This is a genomic window from Bradyrhizobium sp. Arg816, assembly GCF_029989365.1.
Taxonomy (GTDB): Bacteria; Pseudomonadota; Alphaproteobacteria; order Rhizobiales; family Xanthobacteraceae; genus Bradyrhizobium.
In genome coordinates this window covers 21,651-39,056 of the sequence record NZ_JAPRAQ010000034.1, presented here as the reverse complement: position 1 = coordinate 39,056, position 17,406 = coordinate 21,651, and the positions used below count along the sequence as shown (strand labels likewise).

The 17,406-nt window shown below is 57.6% G+C and carries 11 protein-coding genes; 9 read left to right on the top strand and 2 right to left on the bottom strand.

The window, feature by feature from the left end:
* The first annotated feature begins 11 nt into the window (after nucleotides 1-11).
* The 8 genes from cysD (at nucleotide 12) to OWC48_RS41975 (ending at nucleotide 13,085) form a co-directional block, all read left to right on the top strand.
* Nucleotides 12-968 (top strand): sulfate adenylyltransferase subunit CysD, encoded by a 957-nt coding sequence (gene cysD, locus OWC48_RS42010; RefSeq protein WP_282525287.1) that lies wholly within the window; start codon nucleotides 12-14, stop codon nucleotides 966-968.
* Nucleotides 968-2,845: a sulfate adenylyltransferase subunit CysN gene (cysN, locus tag OWC48_RS42005; RefSeq protein WP_282525265.1), complete on the top strand. Its 1,878-nt coding sequence runs from the start codon at nucleotides 968-970 to the stop codon at nucleotides 2,843-2,845. Before cysD ends, cysN begins: the two co-directional genes overlap by 1 nt.
* Before the next feature lie 2,274 nt (nucleotides 2,846-5,119).
* The gene (locus OWC48_RS42000; RefSeq protein ID WP_404979900.1) at nucleotides 5,120-7,531 is read left to right on the top strand and encodes a 2-aminoethylphosphonate--pyruvate transaminase; all 2,412 of its coding nucleotides are present in this window, start codon (nucleotides 5,120-5,122) and stop codon (nucleotides 7,529-7,531) included.
* Between the two features lie 31 nt (nucleotides 7,532-7,562).
* Nucleotides 7,563-8,621, top strand: coding sequence for a dhydrorhizobitoxine desaturase (gene rtxC / locus OWC48_RS41995; protein WP_282525264.1), 1,059 nt, complete (start codon nucleotides 7,563-7,565; stop codon nucleotides 8,619-8,621).
* Complete coding sequence (locus OWC48_RS41990; RefSeq protein ID WP_282525263.1) at nucleotides 8,618-9,436, top strand: gamma-glutamyl-gamma-aminobutyrate hydrolase family protein; 819 nt, start codon at nucleotides 8,618-8,620, stop codon at nucleotides 9,434-9,436. The genes rtxC and OWC48_RS41990 overlap by 4 nt, the downstream gene beginning before the upstream one ends.
* 126 nt (nucleotides 9,437-9,562) lie before the next feature.
* Nucleotides 9,563-10,465: a DMT family transporter gene (locus OWC48_RS41985; protein ID WP_282525262.1), complete on the top strand. Its 903-nt coding sequence runs from the start codon at nucleotides 9,563-9,565 to the stop codon at nucleotides 10,463-10,465.
* Nucleotides 10,462-11,748: an ATP-grasp domain-containing protein gene (locus tag OWC48_RS41980; protein ID WP_282525261.1), complete on the top strand. Its 1,287-nt coding sequence runs from the start codon at nucleotides 10,462-10,464 to the stop codon at nucleotides 11,746-11,748. The genes OWC48_RS41985 and OWC48_RS41980 overlap by 4 nt, the downstream gene beginning before the upstream one ends.
* A complete protein-coding gene (locus OWC48_RS41975; protein WP_282525260.1) occupies nucleotides 11,748-13,085 on the top strand; it encodes a glutamine synthetase in 1,338 nt (445 codons plus the stop codon). Before OWC48_RS41980 ends, OWC48_RS41975 begins: the two co-directional genes overlap by 1 nt.
* 486 nt (nucleotides 13,086-13,571) lie before the next feature.
* Here OWC48_RS41975 and OWC48_RS41970 read toward each other — a convergent pair whose 3' ends face one another.
* Entirely contained in the window at nucleotides 13,572-13,808 is a 237-nt protein-coding gene (locus tag OWC48_RS41970) for an IS1096 element passenger TnpR family protein (protein ID WP_282525259.1), read from the bottom strand.
* A gap of 39 nt (nucleotides 13,809-13,847) precedes the next feature.
* Nucleotides 13,848-14,162: an IS1096 element passenger TnpR family protein gene (locus OWC48_RS41965; protein ID WP_282525258.1), complete on the bottom strand. Its 315-nt coding sequence runs from the start codon at nucleotides 14,160-14,162 to the stop codon at nucleotides 13,848-13,850.
* Nucleotides 14,163-15,139: 977 nt separating this feature from the next.
* Here OWC48_RS41965 and OWC48_RS41960 point away from each other — a divergent pair.
* Nucleotides 15,140-17,398, top strand: a complete 2,259-nt coding sequence (locus tag OWC48_RS41960; protein ID WP_282525257.1) for a hypothetical protein — start codon at nucleotides 15,140-15,142, stop codon at nucleotides 17,396-17,398.
* The last annotated feature ends 8 nt before the right edge of the window (nucleotides 17,399-17,406 follow it).

Below are 17,406 nucleotides of genomic sequence, written 5' to 3'. Positions count from 1 at the left end.
TATTCCCCACTCTGGGCTGGAGCCATAGAACGGCGAAGAACAGAGATCCTGCATCGAAAAGAAGACATATGCTGCCGAAACATCTGCGCCGTCTCGAAGCTGAATCGATTGAAATCATGCGTGATGTGGTCGCCGAGTTCAAAAGGCCGGTCATGCTTTACTCGATCGGAAAAGACTCAAGCGTGATGCTGCACATTGCGATCAAGGCGTTCTATCCGGCAAAAATGCCTTTCCCCCTGCTTCACGTCGACACGACCTGGAAGTTTCGCGAGATGATCAGCTTTCGAGACGCGACAGCCAAGCGGCTCGGCCTCGACTTGATCGTCCATATCAACAAGGAGGGCATCGCGCGCGGGATCAATCCGATCGATTCCGGCTCCACGCTCCATACCCAGGTGATGAAGACAGACGCGCTGAAGCAGGCGCTCGACCTCCACGGATTTGATGCCGCCTTTGGTGGAGCCCGGCGCGATGAGGAAAAGAGTCGCGCAAAAGAGCGGATACTCTCCTTCCGTTCGGCCGGACACGTATGGGACCCCCGTAACCAGCGGCCGGAGCTTTGGAGCCTGTTCAACACACGGATCCGCCAGGGCGAAACCATGCGCGTGTTTGCGATGTCAAACTGGACCGAGCTCGATGTGTGGGAATACATCATGCTCGAGAAGATTCCGGTCGTTCCGCTCTACTGCGCGAAACAAAGACCGACAGTGCGTCGAAATGGTGCGACGATCATGATCGACGACAAGCGACTGCCGCTTAACTGCGGGGAGACGCCGGAAATGCGGATGATCCGCTTTCGCACGCTTGGATGTTATCCTTTGAGCGGGGCTGTTGAATCCGATGCGACGACGATCGAAGACATCGTCGCAGAAATGCAAACCGCGACTGTGTCGGAGCGCCAGGGGCGCCTCATTGATACCGATGAAGCCGCTTCAATGGAGAAGAAGAAGCGGGAAGGCTACTTTTGATGTTTGCAAAGCCGACAACGGAACCGGCCAGGACGAAGGATCAGCTGCGATTCATCACATGTGGGTCGGTGGACGACGGCAAATCGACGCTGATCGGCCGATTGCTGCACGACAGCAAGATGATCTACCACGATCAGCTCACGGCGCTGGAACGCGACAGCATTAAGCACGGCAGCGCAGGAAATGACATCGATTTCGCGTTGCTCGTGGACGGGCTCGAGGCCGAACGGGAGCAGGGCATCACGATCGACGTCGCCTACCGCTACTTCACGACGCCGCGGCGCTCCTTCATGGTGGCCGACACTCCGGGCCACGAGCAGTATACCCGCAATATGGCTACCGGCGCCTCGCATGCCCAGCTCGCCATCATCCTGATCGATGCCCGCAAAGGCGTGATGGTTCAGACCCGCCGCCACTCCTTTATCTGCTCGCTGCTCGGTATTCGTCATGTCGTGCTGGCAGTGAACAAGATCGATCTTGTCGCATACAACAAAGAGTGCTTCGATCGGATCGCCCGTGACTATCTGGCCTTTGCCGCCGGTCTCGGCTTCACCTCGATCGTTCCGATCCCGATCTCGGCCCGCTACGGCGACAACGTCGTGGACCGCTCCGCTCATGCCAACTGGTATCATGGTCCCTGCCTGCTCGAGCATTTGGAGAGCATTGACATCCCGTCCGGCATCGCAGGCCAGGCTTTCCGCTTTCCGGTCCAATGGGTGAACCGCCCAAACCCGGATTTTCGGGGCTATGCCGGGACGGTGGCTTCCGGGAGGATCTCGGCAGGAGACGAGATCGTTGTCGCCGCGTCGGGACGGACCACGCGCATCAAGCGGATCGTGACCCACGATGGCGACCTTGTCGGCGCCGAAGCCGGCGATGCGGTTACCATTACACTGGAAGACGAAATCGATATCGGCCGTGGCGACATTCTGTCCCGACCGGACGACCGACCGAAGGTCGCCGACCAGTTCGCCGCTTATGTGATCTGGATGGACAAGGAGCCGCTCGCTCCCGGACGCAATTACGTGCTGCGGATTGGATCACAGACGATTACCGGCAGCATTACCGCAATTAGGCATCGGATCGACGTCAACACTTGTGAGCATCTGGCCGCCGGGATGCTTTCCCTCAACGAGATCGCCTTCTGCGATGTTGCGACCGCAATGCCCGCAGTATTCGATACTTACGACCTCAATCGAAAGACCGGATCATTTATCTTCATCGATCGTTACACGAATCGTACGGTCGGGGCCGGCATGATCGCCTTTCCGCTACGGCGGGACACCAATATTGCTAGGCAAGCGCTATCCGTGGACAGGAGGGAGCGCGCCGCGCTCAAGAATCAGAAGCCTTGCGTCATCTGGTTCACTGGCCTGTCTGGCGCGGGAAAGACGACGATTGCCAACCTGGTTGATCAAAAGCTGTGTGGCATGTCGCGGCATACCATGCTGCTGGATGGCGACAACCTCCGGGACGGATTAAACGCGGACCTCGGCTTCTCGGAGACGGACCGCGTGGAGAACATTCGGCGCGTCGGTGAAGTTGCCAAGTTGATGGCGGACAGCGGCTTGATTGTGATCTGCTCGTTCATCTCGCCCTCTAGGGCCGAACGGGACAGGGTGCGCGGCCTGGTTGGCAAGGAAGAGTTCATAGAAGTCTTTGTCGATACGCCGATCGAGGAATGCGCTCGGCGAGACCCAAAAGGCCTGTATTCAAAAGTGAAATCCGGCAAGATCAAGAACTTCACCGGGATCGATTCGTGCTACGAAGCACCAACAACACCGGAGATTCATCTCAGGACTATGGAGCAGACCCTAGAGCATTCAGCGGAAGCGGTAGTGGATGTCTTGATGGCGCGCTCAATTCTTGATGGTTAGATGTCTCTCGCATCGCACCATCGATTCGCAGCAATATCCTGCTGGCCTGGCCAAGGCGATTCGGCTCAGGCGGGCCTGCGACAGGACTTTTCGCTCTAAAGGAACAAAATTGTCGCCCCCACTCCTCGACTGGCAACTTCCGGTTACGTGCTCGAAGTGGATGGTCAATTCAAGAACGAGTACGCGAGCAGAGATGGAGCATGCGCGGGAGCGCAGGAGCTCAAGAAGCGCCGTTCCATGCTCCAGATCAGAATCTACGACGCGATGACAGCCAGAAAGGAAGTCCGACTCCTAGTAGGTTGAGTTTCGCTTAGCGCTTCTTGCTACGCGTGCGGCCAGCGATACGCCGAGCTCCCGCAAAGCCAAGCCAGGCAGCGGCTCGGCCGGCTTCGATCTTTCGCGCAGTATGAAGGTGGAGCCTCGGTTTTCCGAGCCTGGCGCTTCCAGCGAGCGGGCGCTTGCTTCAGTATATTGACCAATCCGAACTTAGCAGTCGGCCTCGACTCCCTCCTGTCGCGACTATGCCTTTCGGGAAGCTTGCTTCCTTTTGGCCGCCGCTCGTCGACCGATCCGGCCCGCGTACGTCTCGCGCCTTCGCATCGCGCGACAAAGCAGCCGCGAACCCTAGCCATGCTGCGCTGCGCTACGGGCCTCCGCCATGCTTCGGGTTCTGCTCCGTCCCGCCTGCCGCCGTTGATCGCCATGAAGCCGGCGATGGGCGCGGCCGAAAAGGCAAGGGAGTTCATCCATGGCAAGCGACAAGGCGATGTCTTGATCATCGGCTCTGGTCAACCGTGACCTATTCGACCGCGTGGTAGACCGCGTCGAACGCGAGCTCGCCATCAACGAGCTGGCGCTGCAGAGGAGCCAACGCGAGCAGAAGTGCTTGGAGGTGCGATCCGTCCAACCAGAGCGCCTCGCCCGAGGTACTTGCGCTCATTGAGTGCCGCGACGCGATGGAACTCCGGCTCACCTTGGGCCTCACGCGCGTCGACCACGGCACGCTTACAAAGCCGATGATTGATCCGTAAGACGTTCTCGCCGCGAAGCGGCGTACAGAACTGAGAGATGCTACCGCATAGCGATTGCTCGCAGAGAGGACACGTGCCACTCATCTGGAGTCGGCTCGACGTAGTCCTAGCAAAGCAGGATGACATATTCTGCTTCGCGGCGACTCGCCGAAAGGTGACGAACTGATCGTTGCTAAAGGGCCAGCATTCAAAGGTCGCTCAATTGTCTTCAAGCCGGGCTCGACCACAGCCTGCCAAAGCCGCTCATTCAAGCGCAACGACGTGATACCGGCAGTCATCTGCGACGAGGGCGTACACTTTCCAGGAACCACCATCCAGGGGGATCTCGCTGGCACGGCGGAGAAGCACGTACTCCATCTGGGGGTATGGCGAGGATCGCACGTGAACGGGAAGTTTTCGCCATCACTTACCTGCAGGTAGCACGCTCGCAGGCGGAAGGCCGGCGGTCCTGATGTCGAACTCTCAAATTAATTATAGCTCGCTGTGATTCTCCGCACTCTGCTGTCTACGTCGGCTTGTCGCGGGCAGATGCGAGTACGGTCAGGAAAAATTCACGCGAGAAAATCTCCCGAGAGGGTTGAAACGCCCCTAACGTCAAGTTGTACGATGTTCATATGGACAGCGACAGGTCATCAGCGTCCGAAACCCTCCAACGACGACGGAGTGCGAATGCATCAAGCTCAAGTCCACACATCAACCTCCCGCTGCCGACGACGATCATCAAGAGTGCCGTGTCTTGATCTGCATCCGGGCGCGATGACATCCGACTGCATCGTTTTCCTAACGTCAAGTTTGCCTGAATAGAGCAGGTTCACGGCGTAAGTCGGTCGGTCGGTCGGCCGGGCTGCTGCTTCGCGACGCAAGAAGCCGACGGCGCTCAAGCCAGCGCATGTGTGATGGTTGGGATGAGAGCGCGCGTCGGCGCCACTTACGTTCGAGGGCGCGGTTGTGAATGGCATCGGTGATGAGCTTTATGTGAGATCGCTCCGTATCTGCGATGAGATATGGAGGGTGCCATCCGGCAGGTGTTTTGGGCGCCGGCCCGGAAACGCGCCCGCGATTTATGATGCTTGCCCCGAAGCTGTTGACACGAGGAAGTCGACGCTCGCCAAGGGGCTCCCCTGGTGGCTTGGCGTTCTCCAGATCCATTGACGACTACAACCTGAGGAGGAATGGTTTGACAAGACAGCGCTCTTTGCTGACGCCTGGCCCATTGTCGTTATCGCTGGCAGTCAGGAGCCAGATGCAGCTTGATCTCGCATCGCGCGATTGCGAGTTCAATGAAGTGACCGCCTGCATGAGGCGGCTGATGCTCAGCTTGCTGGGAAATCCTGAAGACTATTCGGTGGTGCCTATTCAGGGAGGCGGCTCCTTTGCAATGGAAGCCGCTCTCTCTTCATTTGTGTCCCGAGCCGACAGGCCGCTCGTTTGCATAAACGGCATCTATGGCGAGCGCATTTTACGAATTCTGCAGCTGTGGGGTGTCGAAGCACTAAAGCTTGTCAAGCGGGCCACCGATCCTTTGGACCCTCAAGAAATTGGCGAGCATCTGAACCGAAATCCTGGCGTTACGCACCTATGTTTCGTGCATTGTGAGACGACAACCGGAATCGTCAATCCGCTGGACGCGATCGTGGAGGAGGCGAGGCGGCGTGGCGTAAAGACTATCATCGATGGGATGAGTTCTTTCGGTGCCCTTAATATCGATCTGAGCCAGCGTGGACCTGACGTCCTGGTCACATCGAGCAATAAGTGCATAGAAGGGCCACCGGGAGTAGCGTTTGTCATCGCGTCTCGCGAACTGCTCGAGAATGCGGTTCAAGAACCGAGGTCGTTTGTGCTCGACGTGAGAGATCAATGGCGCTCGCTCGAGCGCACCGGTGAGTGGCGATCGACCCCTCCCACCCACATCGTTCAGGCAACGACAAAGGCCTTGGAGATCTTGCACGAGGAGGGCATTGATGCCAGGCGCTGCAGGTATGAGAAGGTCAGGGACGATCTCCTCAAAGAACTCGAAGGACTGGTGTCTCCGCTGCTGTCCACGGAGTTGCAGTCGCCGGTCTGCGTCGCGTTCAGTGCGCCGTCCGGAATCGTGGACCAAGCAGGATTCGATGGGCTGTATCGCCACTTGGCGGCCCACAACCTTTACGTCTACTCGAAGCTGCATCTTCCGACGCGGAGCTTCCGCGTCGGTTGCATTGGGGAAATCCAATCCAGCTGGATCGAGCGGTTGGGCTGCGCTTTTCGTACATATCTACGGTCCCGTCAGGCTCGGTCAGCGGCGCCGATGTTGGCCCAAGAGACATGCGGGGCTCGCATAAGGATGCCGGCGCGAGCGGCTAGGGACCCGCAGCTGCCGTTTTCGGCCGAGACTGCTGTTTTGCATGCGGGCTATCGACGTGACGTAGCGACGAAAGCCGTCGCAGTGCCGATTTACCAGAACACAGCTTATGAACTCGATGGCGATCTAAACCACATTGCCGACGTCTACAACGTCAAGGCTGATGGGTTCACCTACACAAGGATCATCAATCCAACGACGCGCGCGCTGGAAAGGCGCTACGCCGCCGTCGATATGGGACGCGACTCGCTCGCCGTTGCGTCAGGTCAAGCAGCGACGTTCCTTGCTATCGTCAACCTGTCAAGTGGCGAAGTGGGGGACAATGTCGTCGCCTCTCCGTATCTATATGGCAATACCTGGAACCTGCTCCACAACACATTAAAGCGTCTTGGGATCAGCGTGAGGACGGCCGATCCTCGAAGGCCCGAGACGTTCGAACGTGCCATTGATGATCGCACGATATGCCTGTTCGGAGAGGTGATCTCGAATCCTTGTCTGATTCCGCTCCCCGTCAAACAGCTGGCCGAGATCGGCCGAAAGTACGACGTGCCGTTGGTCGTAGACAATACGACGACGCCGCTGGTATGCCGGCCGTCAGATCTCGGCGCTGCTATTACGACGTACTCCGCAACGAAATATATATGCGGCCACGGCACGACGCTCGGTGGACTGATCGTTGACAACGGCGAGTTTAGCTACCGGGGAGCCTCTCGCTTTCCCTTGTTCAACCGTCCCGACGATGCGCATGGCGGAATTGTTTGGCATAACGCGGTGCGCGATGTCGACGATCTTGGAAAAAGCGAGTTTCTTCTCAAGGCTCGCATGACCTGGTTGCGCGATACCGGCGCGGCCATCGCCCCGTTTGCGAGCTTTCAACTGATCCAAGGGCTTGAAACGCTGCCACTTCGCATGAAGCAGCACTGCGCGAATGCTAGGATCGTGGCCGACGTTCTCAAGGAGCATCCTAAAGTGCACCGTGTCTTCTACCCGGGGCTCTTTGAAGGCGCCGATCGGGAAACCGTCGAACAGACACTCAATGCCGCATACGGACACGGGGCGATGGTCATGTTCGAAGTGGAGGACGAACAAGCCGGGCGCAAGTTCATCCAGAACGTCGACTTGATGTATCACGTTTCGAATGTAGGCGATGCCCGCACGCTCGTGACCCATCCTGTCTCGACGACCCACACCACCGTCCCGCGGGAAAAGCGCGAAGCCGCGGGCATATTTGGCGGCTCGATCCGGCTTTGCGTCGGCATCGAAGATGTCAACGACATCCTGCGCGATCTGGACAAGGCGCTTTCCGCAATCTGACAACCTGCAAGGCGATCAGGAGGAGGTTCTCATGAATCAGGCAGACGCTTGGAAATTGAGGTCATCACGCTACGAGGCCGTTCAATTCAGCCGAGAAATCAATAGGCAGCTCTCCGAGCTGGGGCCCGACAACATAACGGGAGCCGCTTATATTGCCAAAGATTACGCTGTCATCACAGCGAGCACGCTCGCAACCGTGTCGGTCTCATGGTGGCTCTACCCGCTGGCCGTCCTTATAATTGGTGCCTATCAGCGCGGATTGACAACCATCGCTCATGATGCGGCTCACCGCACGCTCGCGAAGAACACGACCTGGAACTACGTCCTGGGCATTCTGTTCGCTTCCTATCCCTTGTTCCAGCGCCACTGGGCCTACCGGATCTCGCACGTCTATTTGCATCATCCCTATCTCGGAGACCCGGACAAGGATCCCGACCTGAAGTTCTTCCTGGCCAGCGGCGTTTACGACGTGCAGCCTCCGGGGCGGTACGCTTTCAACATGATCTGGAAGCCGATCTTCGGCGGCGCGACAGTAGCGTATCTGAAGTATCTTTGGACCAATCGATTTTCGATCACAGAGGCCGAGGATCAGAGTCGCTCAGGCATACTTATCGACAAGTATGGCTTCTATCTCTTCTGGATCAGCATCCTGGCCGGGTCATATGCTGTTGGGCTGCTCCATATCGTCGTCCTATTTTGGATCGTGCCCTATCTCACCACGTTCCAGGTCCTCGGCTGGTTTATCGAGCTAGCCGAGCACTCACCTATGTGCGAAACCGAGACGCAGAACGTCTATCTCACCAGGAATCGGAAAGGAAATTTCCTCGAGCGAGCCATCCTTGGGCAGAATCTGGATGAGTACCACCTTGAGCATCACCTTTCGCCGGGTATCCCGTTTTGGCTGTTGCGCAAAGCTCAGAAAATCCGAATGCAGGATCCCAACTATGCGAAGGTTGCCGCGACCTGGGGCGGGCTCTTTGTCAGGGGACCTCAAGGTCAACCTAGCGTCATAGCTCAGTTAAAAGAGCGAAATCGACGCTTGTATGAGCAGTCCGTTGCCGAGGTTCGCACGCGAGGGCAGGTCGCGTGACGTTGCTACGGCCAGAGAGCACCCGAGCCGTGGTCGGCGTCACTTCGAATCGTCTTATGGCCGATGGTGTGCATCGCGACTGGTTGCGGCGCAAGTACTTGCAGGCACTCCATCGTCATGCGGGAGTGGCTTGCGTCATATTGCCGACGGTCGACACCGAAGATGCGGGGGAGGAGGTCCCCCCGGCGTTCATGCGCCGGCTCGACGGCTTGGTGTTGACAGGTGATGAATCGAACATCGACCCCGCCGTCCTGAGCGCGCCTGCGTCCTTGACGGAGGCTGATCGGCAGGACGTTGAGGCTGGGATCCTTGACCGTCCGCGGGACAGGCTTTCTGCTCAAACTATAGAGAGCGCCATCGCGCTCGGAATGCCTGTTCTGGGCATCTGCCGTGGGCTTCAGGAACTCAACGTCTATTTCGGCGGCACGCTTCGCTCATCGCTTGCGGAGTGGAGGCCGCAAAGTGGCGCGATGCATGCCGAGAAGCCGGATCGTCCAAGAGACCGTCAGTACGACGCCGCGCACAGCGTCAGGATCTGTTCCGATGGCGCGCTCTTTCCAATCGCGCGGACGATCGAAGCGCAAGTCAACTCTCTGCACAATCAAGGCATCGAGGCGCTTGCCCCGGCGCTGAGGCGGGAGGCGTGGGCGCCTGACGGTTTGGTCGAGGCGGCTTCGGTCATTGGCGCTCCGACCCTGCAAATCGGTGTGCAATGGCACCCCGAATGGCACGTCTCAACCGATCTTCTCAGCAAGCAACTGTTCAAGGCATTTGGAGAGGCGTGTGTTGGGTACTACCGAACTAAGAAGAACTAGAGGCGGGTTGTGACATTTCAAACTAAACGTGGTCGCAGGTCGAAAGGACAGTCCCTCGGATCCGATGCACGCGCCTGGTCCTGCGAGGGCCGTGCGCCGCCTCGCGGGCACAGGAAGACTGAGCGATTGACGAATCGCTTCGCTCTGGGAGTTTTCTTTGTGGCGCTTTATGTCGTCGTGAGCGCGGCAGGCGAGGTTTATGCGGCGTCGTATTTTCAGCAAGCGGATGTGTTCGTCGCGCTCCTGCTGTCCTTCGCTGTTGTTTGTCTGATGTTCAATCTCCTGGCTCGCCACGAGCGAGGCGAGGCAACGATGGTGAAGTCGTCGCTCCTGGTCTTCGTCGCGCTCAATGTCGTGACAGCAATCAGCTGGATCGGCCTATTTATAGGACTGAAATACGCTGAGCCTGCGATCGTCGTCGCCTTCATGGTGGCGCTGGGGCCCGCCGCAACAGTGTGGTTAAACGCACTGATCAGGCGCCAGGGTGCCCCTCCAGCATCCGATATTGTCGTTAGCGTTACGATCGCAACGATCGGGAGCTACATGATTTGGATATCGGCGAGCGGCAACGCGGGCGTGGAGTGGGGGGCTCGATCGTCCTTTGGCATCGTCTTGGCCATCGTAGCCGGCCTATCGCTGGCCCTTACAAATATACTTGTCAAACTACTGTTCGACCGTGGATTTTCTGGCCGACAAGTCCTGGCGCATCGCTTTTATGGAACGATTCTCTTGCTGCTGGGACTGGTCGACCATTCATCTATCGTGCCTGAGATCTCGCAGCATTGGTTTGCGATCGCAACAATTGGGCTGTCGACGATCCTTGTTCCTTTGCTCTTGATCCAGCAGGGCATTCGCCGCGTAGAGCCCTTCACCGTCAACATGGTCCTGTCCACCGCCCCTATCATCACCTTCCTGTTCCAGTACTTCGATTCTCGCATCGTGCCTTCGTCACATACGTTCGTTGGAAATGTTCTCATTACCGCTGTTGCTGTCTGCAACATCTACGTGCAGTATCGGAGATCCGCATGAAAGAACGGAATTGTGTAATCGTAGACGCATACTCTACCGGCCGATACCTACCGGAAGAGTTCAAGCGCTATGGAATTGGAACGGTGCATGTGATGTCGGCTGCACAGATTCCGCCCATATTCCAATCGCATTTTAATGCGGATCTGTATGATGAAGTCATTCGCCCCAGCGAGCGCATGGGGTACGACGACATCGTTGAATATCATCTCCAGGCTCTCCATGGCCGGGAATTGGAGTTCGTTATCGCGGGCTGCGAGACCGGAGTTGAACTCGCCGATTCTTTGTCGGAGCGGCTGGGCTTACCATCAAATGGGACCGCGCTATCCGCTGCTCGGCGTGACAAAGCGCGATTGTCTTGCGCGCTGACCTCCGCGGGCGTGCGATCGATCAGACAAGTCGTGTCCGACAGTCCTGTAGAGATCGCGAGCTGGAAGCGCGAAGCGAAGTTCGATCAGATCGTGATCAAGCCTCTGAACAGTACGGGTACCGAGGATGTATTCTTTTGCTCAACAGATGCTGATATTCGCCGGGCTCTAAGCGCAATTGTCGGGAAGACGAACCGTGTCGGAGCGTTGAATCGTTTTGCCCTTGGGCAAGAAAAAATAAACGGCCAGCAATATACCGTAAATGCCATCTCGATCGACGGGGAAGCCTTCGTTACGGAGGCCTGGACCTATGACACGGTGCCTATTGAGAGGGCATCATCGGTCTGCTCACTTGAGAGATTGTTGGAGGGCAGCGAACCAATCGTTCAGGAACTGTCCGACTACTTGGTGCGTGCGTTGCAGGCACTACAGATCGTCCACGGACCGGCTCATGCTGAGATCATCGTCGATCATCGGGGACCGGTCCTGGTGGACTTCGGAGCGAGGCTTCAAGGGACCATGTCGGCAAAAGCACGAACGATGTCGTTGGGGCACAACCATATGACCCTGACGGCCTGGCGCTACGCAGATCCCAAGGGCTTTGCTGAACATATGAGGCTGCGCGGGCCCTACAAGCGGCAGGCTCACGCACTTTGCGTCTCGCTGATCTCAGATATGGGCGGTGTCGTTGCCGGTTACCCGGGACTCGAAGCCATCCGCAAGCTCCCGAGCTTCGCGGACGCCATTGCATTCGTTCCGATTGGTCAAGAGCTAGTTCCCACGATCGACTTGGCGTCAACACCAGGCATCGTTTATCTCGTGAATAGCGACTTGACTCAGCTTGAGAGTGACTATCGCAAGTTGCGAGCAATGCGGATGGACCAGGTGTTCGATTTAGTGATGCAGGACTGCGACTAATGCCAACTGATCCCAGGTTGACCGGAGCGAATCCAGCCCGCGCGGCGATGGTCGGCGTAAGCGACTTCGATGGCGTTCTGCGAGGCAAACACGTCTTGGGTGAAGATCTCTCGGAGGGAGATAAAGTTATCAAGTTCTCTGAAGCGGTGCTGGCGTGGGATTGTACGGACCGGGTCATTCCGGCCAGTTTCACGCAAAAGCCGCTATCAGCGTTCGGAGATGCTGACCTGCGTATTCTGTCAGGCACCGGCCGTTCGGTGTCTCATCTTGGCGATCAATATCTCTACCTCGCGGAGTTCACGGGCGCACATGAGAACATCTGCCCGCGCGGTATTCTGCGTAAGGTCCTGCGAAGGGCTGCTGAACACGGATACGACTGCACTGCCGGGTTCGAGTTTGAATTCATGCTGTTTAAGGAGAACGCAGACACGATTGAAGAAAAGCCGTTCGGCGAATGGACTCCTTTAACTCGCGGCCCGTTCGGCTACTCAATTGCGCGCTCTGTCGCGCAACATGAGCTGTTCGATGAGATCTTGGCGCTTTGTGACAAGGCTAGAATACCTCTCAGCGGACTGCACTTTGAAACGGGACCTGGCGTGGTCGAAGCGTCACTTCGTCATTGTGATGCGCTGGAAGCTGCCGATCGAGCAACCATATTCAAGTCGATGATAAAGGCCTGGGCGCAAACGCGAGGCATGATGGCTACATTTATGGCCAAGGTTTCCGAGGAATGGCCCGGGCAGTCCGGGCATATTCACATCTCGATGTCCTCGGATAGTCAGAATGCGTTTTACGACAGTGATGCGTTCGGCAACGTCTCGAAACTTATGAGGCAATTCATCGCCGGACAACTAGAATACATGAATGACTTCTGTGTGCTCGCTGCGCCGAACTTCAACAGCTACAAGAGATTGGTACCTGGCTGCTGGGCACCAATCTGTCCAAGCTGGGGAGTTGACAACCGCTCCTGCGCGGTTCGCGCCATTCCGGGAGAGCCATCTGCCCATCGCCTGGAGTATAGGCTGCCTGGCGCAGACCTGAACCCATATCTCGCGCTCGCATGTGCGATTGGTTCGGGAATATTGGGTGTCGAGACAGGTCCGGTACTACCGGCTTCGATCGTCGGTGATGCAAGCGCGGAAATGTGTCGTCCGTCCGCGAGACTGCCTCAAAGCCTATCAGAGGCAACTTCTCGGTTTGCAGAGTCTGCAGCGGCAAGTGATGTGTTCGGAGAAAGGTTTGTTGAAGCGTTTTCTTGCTCGCGCCGTTGGGAGTGGGAAGCCGTTCAACATCGGGTCACCGACTTTGAACGTCGGAGATACTTCGAGATCATTTAGCTTGAGCTCTTCGACAGTTCTGAACTCGATTCCTCTGGCCGGTGCCGGCCGCACTATTGCGGCTGCCTGTTCCGCTGATGTTGGACTTCATACAGCGCAAATGTGCGTTACTCGTTAAGTGAGGACCTCGGGAATGCTGAGGAGGTCTGCTGTTATCTGGTCTGTGGCAGCAACCGCGATTGCTCCGTTGGGATGCTATAACGTCCGGTCCTTCTCGTGAGCTTTACATCGGCAAGCAGATGGTGGAGCTCAAGCATGCGCCAGGTTGGCAGCTATCCCTCGCTAGCCGTCGAGCGTGCGCGCGCTTGCCTGGGTTGGTCCCAAAGCGGCAAGACAAGCGCTGCGGTCCGTCAGCCCGAAACTCACTCCGGCTGAAGTGAGCGAGCTGAAGTTCCTCGCCTCTTCATTGCCGACTTTGGCTTGCCAGACCGGTAAGCGGACTGTAAGCGTAGCTCTGCGGCCCTTTTGATGATTGACGCTTGACATCTATTTGAGCCGCGTGCCGCGACGCCGCGGCTTCCAAATTTTGGACAATGCGTTGACGGCGGCCTCGAGCATCTTCGGGGCGACGACGTTGGGATCGAACTGTGGGGGCCGGCGCATATTTTCATGTTCCAGATGAGTAAGGTCGCCGCTGGCATCAAGGTATTTGGCATAGCCGGGTGCACCGCCGACGTCCTCGAGCAGGAGGGAAGTCCCTCTATCGTCGTGGTGTCGACCCATTTTTCGAGTTTGATCACTTGGCCTCAGCTGTCACCGAAGTCATAGAGATAGTGGATCGTCTTCGCGCCGGTCTCCTGAACGATATTGAAGAGCCGCGTCTTGCGATGCATCGATGGGCTGATTGCCAAAATCTCCTTCGGAATCAGGGATACCCCGACGTCCTTCGCCGGCTAGGAACTCGAAGAGATGGCTGTTCGTCCAGCCAAACGCCGCCTGAAGCGTCAGATGCAGCCGATCAAGGCGCAGCGTGAGCGGCACGACAAGGCATCGCATCACCTTCGGTTTCACATCCTTGAGGTCACCTTGATCCGGACCGCGGTCGTGTTCAGGCTCATGCCGCCGTCCTCGGATCATGTGCATGCATCGTGTAGATCGACGTCCAAGCTGTCCAAGGCAGCCAGGAGATGCAGTCCATTGATTGGAAACCACCTTGACAGCGCTTTCGATACGTCAGGCGATGAGTTCAGCATTGAAGATTGAGCGGTGGTCGCCATTTTCTTTGGAGTAACGCTTTCGATAATCGCAGCGTTGATTGCCTCAAAGCAGTTTGGAAAGGCCGGCGGGGACCTGACAACGCTCTTGCCGATGTTTCTGCTGATACCCTTCGGCGGTATCCTTCTCGTCTTCGGATATGCACTGGGATATATGCATCTCGAAAATATCTGCATATCGCGATATCGGTGGGAGCAATTTTGGTGGTGTAACCGATTCTCACGCTTCTGCTGTTTCGAGACGGGCCAATGGTAGGTTCGCCGATATCGGATTGGCGCTCGGTGTGCTTGGCACACTCACTGCGTTATTTTTATGAGCGTATTCTAAGTGCGCTTAACTGGGCAGCATCCTCGGCGAGGTCCTATTCTGAATAGGACTTGCACAACGTAAGTTCTGCTCACTCGAACGCGAGAAGAAGAGGTTGTCTTGACGGAACGTTCCACATCGAGCCAGATCTACGCATTGTTGGACCCGAAACTCTTTGGTCGAACAATAGCATGTCCTCCCGGTTAGTAAGAGCTTTGCTGCTGCCGAAAGTCTGAAAATCGACCCTCGGTTCGCCATGCTCGACGGCTTTCGGTATTCGGGAATGACTTTGGTGGCAGCGCACATTTCCATACTGGTCACGGCGAGGCAACGGAATGCGGACAGGCGCTACAATCGACGATCCCCTACCTTATGGGCCATCCCATATTGCTGCCTCAGCCCCGCAACAGCTTCCATGAAATTGGAACTCGGGCGGCGGGGTTGTGCATCCGGAGAGCATCCTTCGTCAGCCAACCGTCAGCAAGGCGGCCTATCCAGGGACGCTGGCATTGTTGACCGTATGGGAGATGGAAATGACGGGCATTGGCCGACCTGGCGAACCGCATGTTGGGGCTGCAGGAGCCGACAGCACGTCGGGATCGAGCAGTGCGCATTCGGAGCCAAATTTTGTTCCTGCGGAAGGCCACCGAGTTTTCAACTCCGTCGTGGAGCGGATGCGGTTAGCGCCTGAAGATAGAATGGCGACGCTCGCGAGCGTGCCCTCAGGTTCGGGTGTGGCTGTCCCCATTTCCTCAAGCGGCGAGGGGATCAACGCAGCGAAACACAATATGGACAGCCTGCTTGAGGAACTTGATGCTTGCCACAGTGCTGCGATGGGCGCTCAGAGCTCGTCTGAGGCGCAAGAGCTGATCGATCAGGTTGTCAAAGCAGGCGCAGCAGTTCTGGACTACTACGCGAGCCTGTCTCCAGATGTGGCGCGCAGCATTCTGTCCGAAGATCAGGCTCGCCGAGTTCGTGACCGGACTCTGGATGCGGGAAACGAATGCAATGCGCTGGCCGCACCGACTATCTACGCCTTGGAGCAGCGTAGGGAGAATGCGGGAAAGATACTCGAGCGGATGCGCCAATCCAATGCTCCGCCCGACCAACTGATCCGAGCGGCTTCCAGTGCGGCGAAACACTATTTGGCCTGCACGGAGTGGTGGGAAAAGAAGGCATTGCGCTCTGAACGTATGCAGTCCGTCTGCGCAGCCACTGCCAACTTGCCAAGTGCAACGGCCGAAATTCGACAGGCTGAACAGGCGACACTACGGCTGCATACCGGCTGGGCACTGAACACGAGGTGCGTGCATCTGCAATCGCAAGTCCTTCTCGCGCGGGTCATGATTGAGTCGCACGCGAGCACGCTCGACCCGGCCGTCAGGCAAATTCTCTTGGGTGAGAACGGTCGGGCACGTCTACTCGGAACCTTCATGGGCGATGTTGTTCCGGCATTCCTCTCAACGGGCGACGCTGTTCTGCACAGCAAAGGACAAGCCCTCGACGCAGAGCACTGCGCCGTTCTGGAAGGGGTCTTGGAGCGGCTATCGGAATTTGCGTCGGCGTTGCCTAACATGGTTGCCGAGCTAAGGAATAAGGAAGCAAGTCCCGAGCTTCCGTTGGATCTGTTGGATCAGATCGTGGAAGGATCGTGGGTCACCGCCCATGAGGTCATGCGCCTGCTAGCAGTGCAGCCGAAGACACCAGCCATCATTGCACCGCCAACGGGGGCTGGCCTTGCGTTACCGGCCGACGCTGCCGGTAACGACCCGGCGGCCGAAGGCAGTCCGGCGCGCAGGAAAGGGAAGGGCAAGCGCAGGCAGGCCGGAGGTGCGGGGAGTTCGGCGGCCGGGCAGCCCGAGCCGCAGCTCGCTAGGCCCGACGCCGACACGACGCGAACCACCAAGGTTATTGTGCTCTCGGATCTGGGCACGAAGAAACTCGCGAGCGCGGAGGAGGCGCATACGAGGATGTCATCGTCGGCGAGGGAACACTTGGCGATATGGCAGACTGCGCCATCGAAGGAGACACTGACGCGCCTGCTCGCGCGATTGGACGAACTCTTGCAATTCGATCTGCCCAGTGAGCAAAGAGCCATTTCGCAAGCGCGCCACATGAAGCCCGAAGATGCCGAGCACGTCGTGGACACCGTGGTTGAGCGGCTGCACAGCCAATCCGCGGAGATTGAGGCCTGTGTATCCGCGCTGGACGAACATCGCCGACGCGTCCTACTCACGCCTATGCAAGTGCCCGAAGTGCAAAAAAAAATAGTCCGCCTCAAGGCGATGTGGTCGGAGGTTAAGGGGCAGGCACGTACTTCGAAGGCGCAAAAGGCTTCGATCGAGATCGATTGCATGAAGACCTATGCGTTTCCCTCGCAGAAGTACCTCGAACGGTTGCAGGCGGCCGAGGAGTTGGCTCCCTTGGAGCCACCGCACGCGTTGAAGGGCGAGCCAGGAAAGCTGTTCGAGATCAAGCTGCAGCCTGCACCACTGGACAATGGTACGGTGCCAAATCCGATGTGGGCGCACATCCATACGAAACGGCCGGCCTATGCGTGGCAGTTAACGACATTGGATGACGCCGAGTTCGCCGCTTGCCACGTGAAATCCAACGAACAGCGCGGCTACAATCGCCTCTGGCAGAACGCTCGAGCTGCAGCGGGTCACGAAGACGTCGTGATCCATCGCGGCAAGCTCACGCCTGCGTTCTGCAAGTCCCTGTTAGGTTCCGCTTTTAGCGGCTATCCAGGGTCTCCTTTTGCCGGAACGGAGCGCGGGGCGCGCAGGTGACTCGATAC

Excerpts from the sequence above, each read along its gene's own strand:
- rtxC (WP_282525264.1), top strand. The coding sequence starts at position 7,563 with ATGAATCAGGCAGACGCTTGGAAATTGAGGTCATCACGCTACGAGGCC.
- OWC48_RS41970 (WP_282525259.1), bottom strand. The coding sequence starts at position 13,808 with ATGGGTCGACACCACGACGATAGAGGGACTTCCCTCCTGCTCGAGGAC.
- cysN (WP_282525265.1), top strand. The coding sequence starts at position 968 with ATGTTTGCAAAGCCGACAACGGAACCGGCCAGGACGAAGGATCAGCTG.
- OWC48_RS41960 (WP_282525257.1), top strand. The coding sequence starts at position 15,140 with ATGACGGGCATTGGCCGACCTGGCGAACCGCATGTTGGGGCTGCAGGA.
- OWC48_RS42000 (WP_404979900.1), top strand. The coding sequence starts at position 5,120 with ATGCAGCTTGATCTCGCATCGCGCGATTGCGAGTTCAATGAAGTGACC.
- OWC48_RS41980 (WP_282525261.1), top strand. The coding sequence starts at position 10,462 with ATGAAAGAACGGAATTGTGTAATCGTAGACGCATACTCTACCGGCCGA.
- OWC48_RS41965 (WP_282525258.1), bottom strand. The coding sequence starts at position 14,162 with ATGATCCGAGGACGGCGGCATGAGCCTGAACACGACCGCGGTCCGGAT.
- OWC48_RS41975 (WP_282525260.1), top strand. The coding sequence starts at position 11,748 with ATGCCAACTGATCCCAGGTTGACCGGAGCGAATCCAGCCCGCGCGGCG.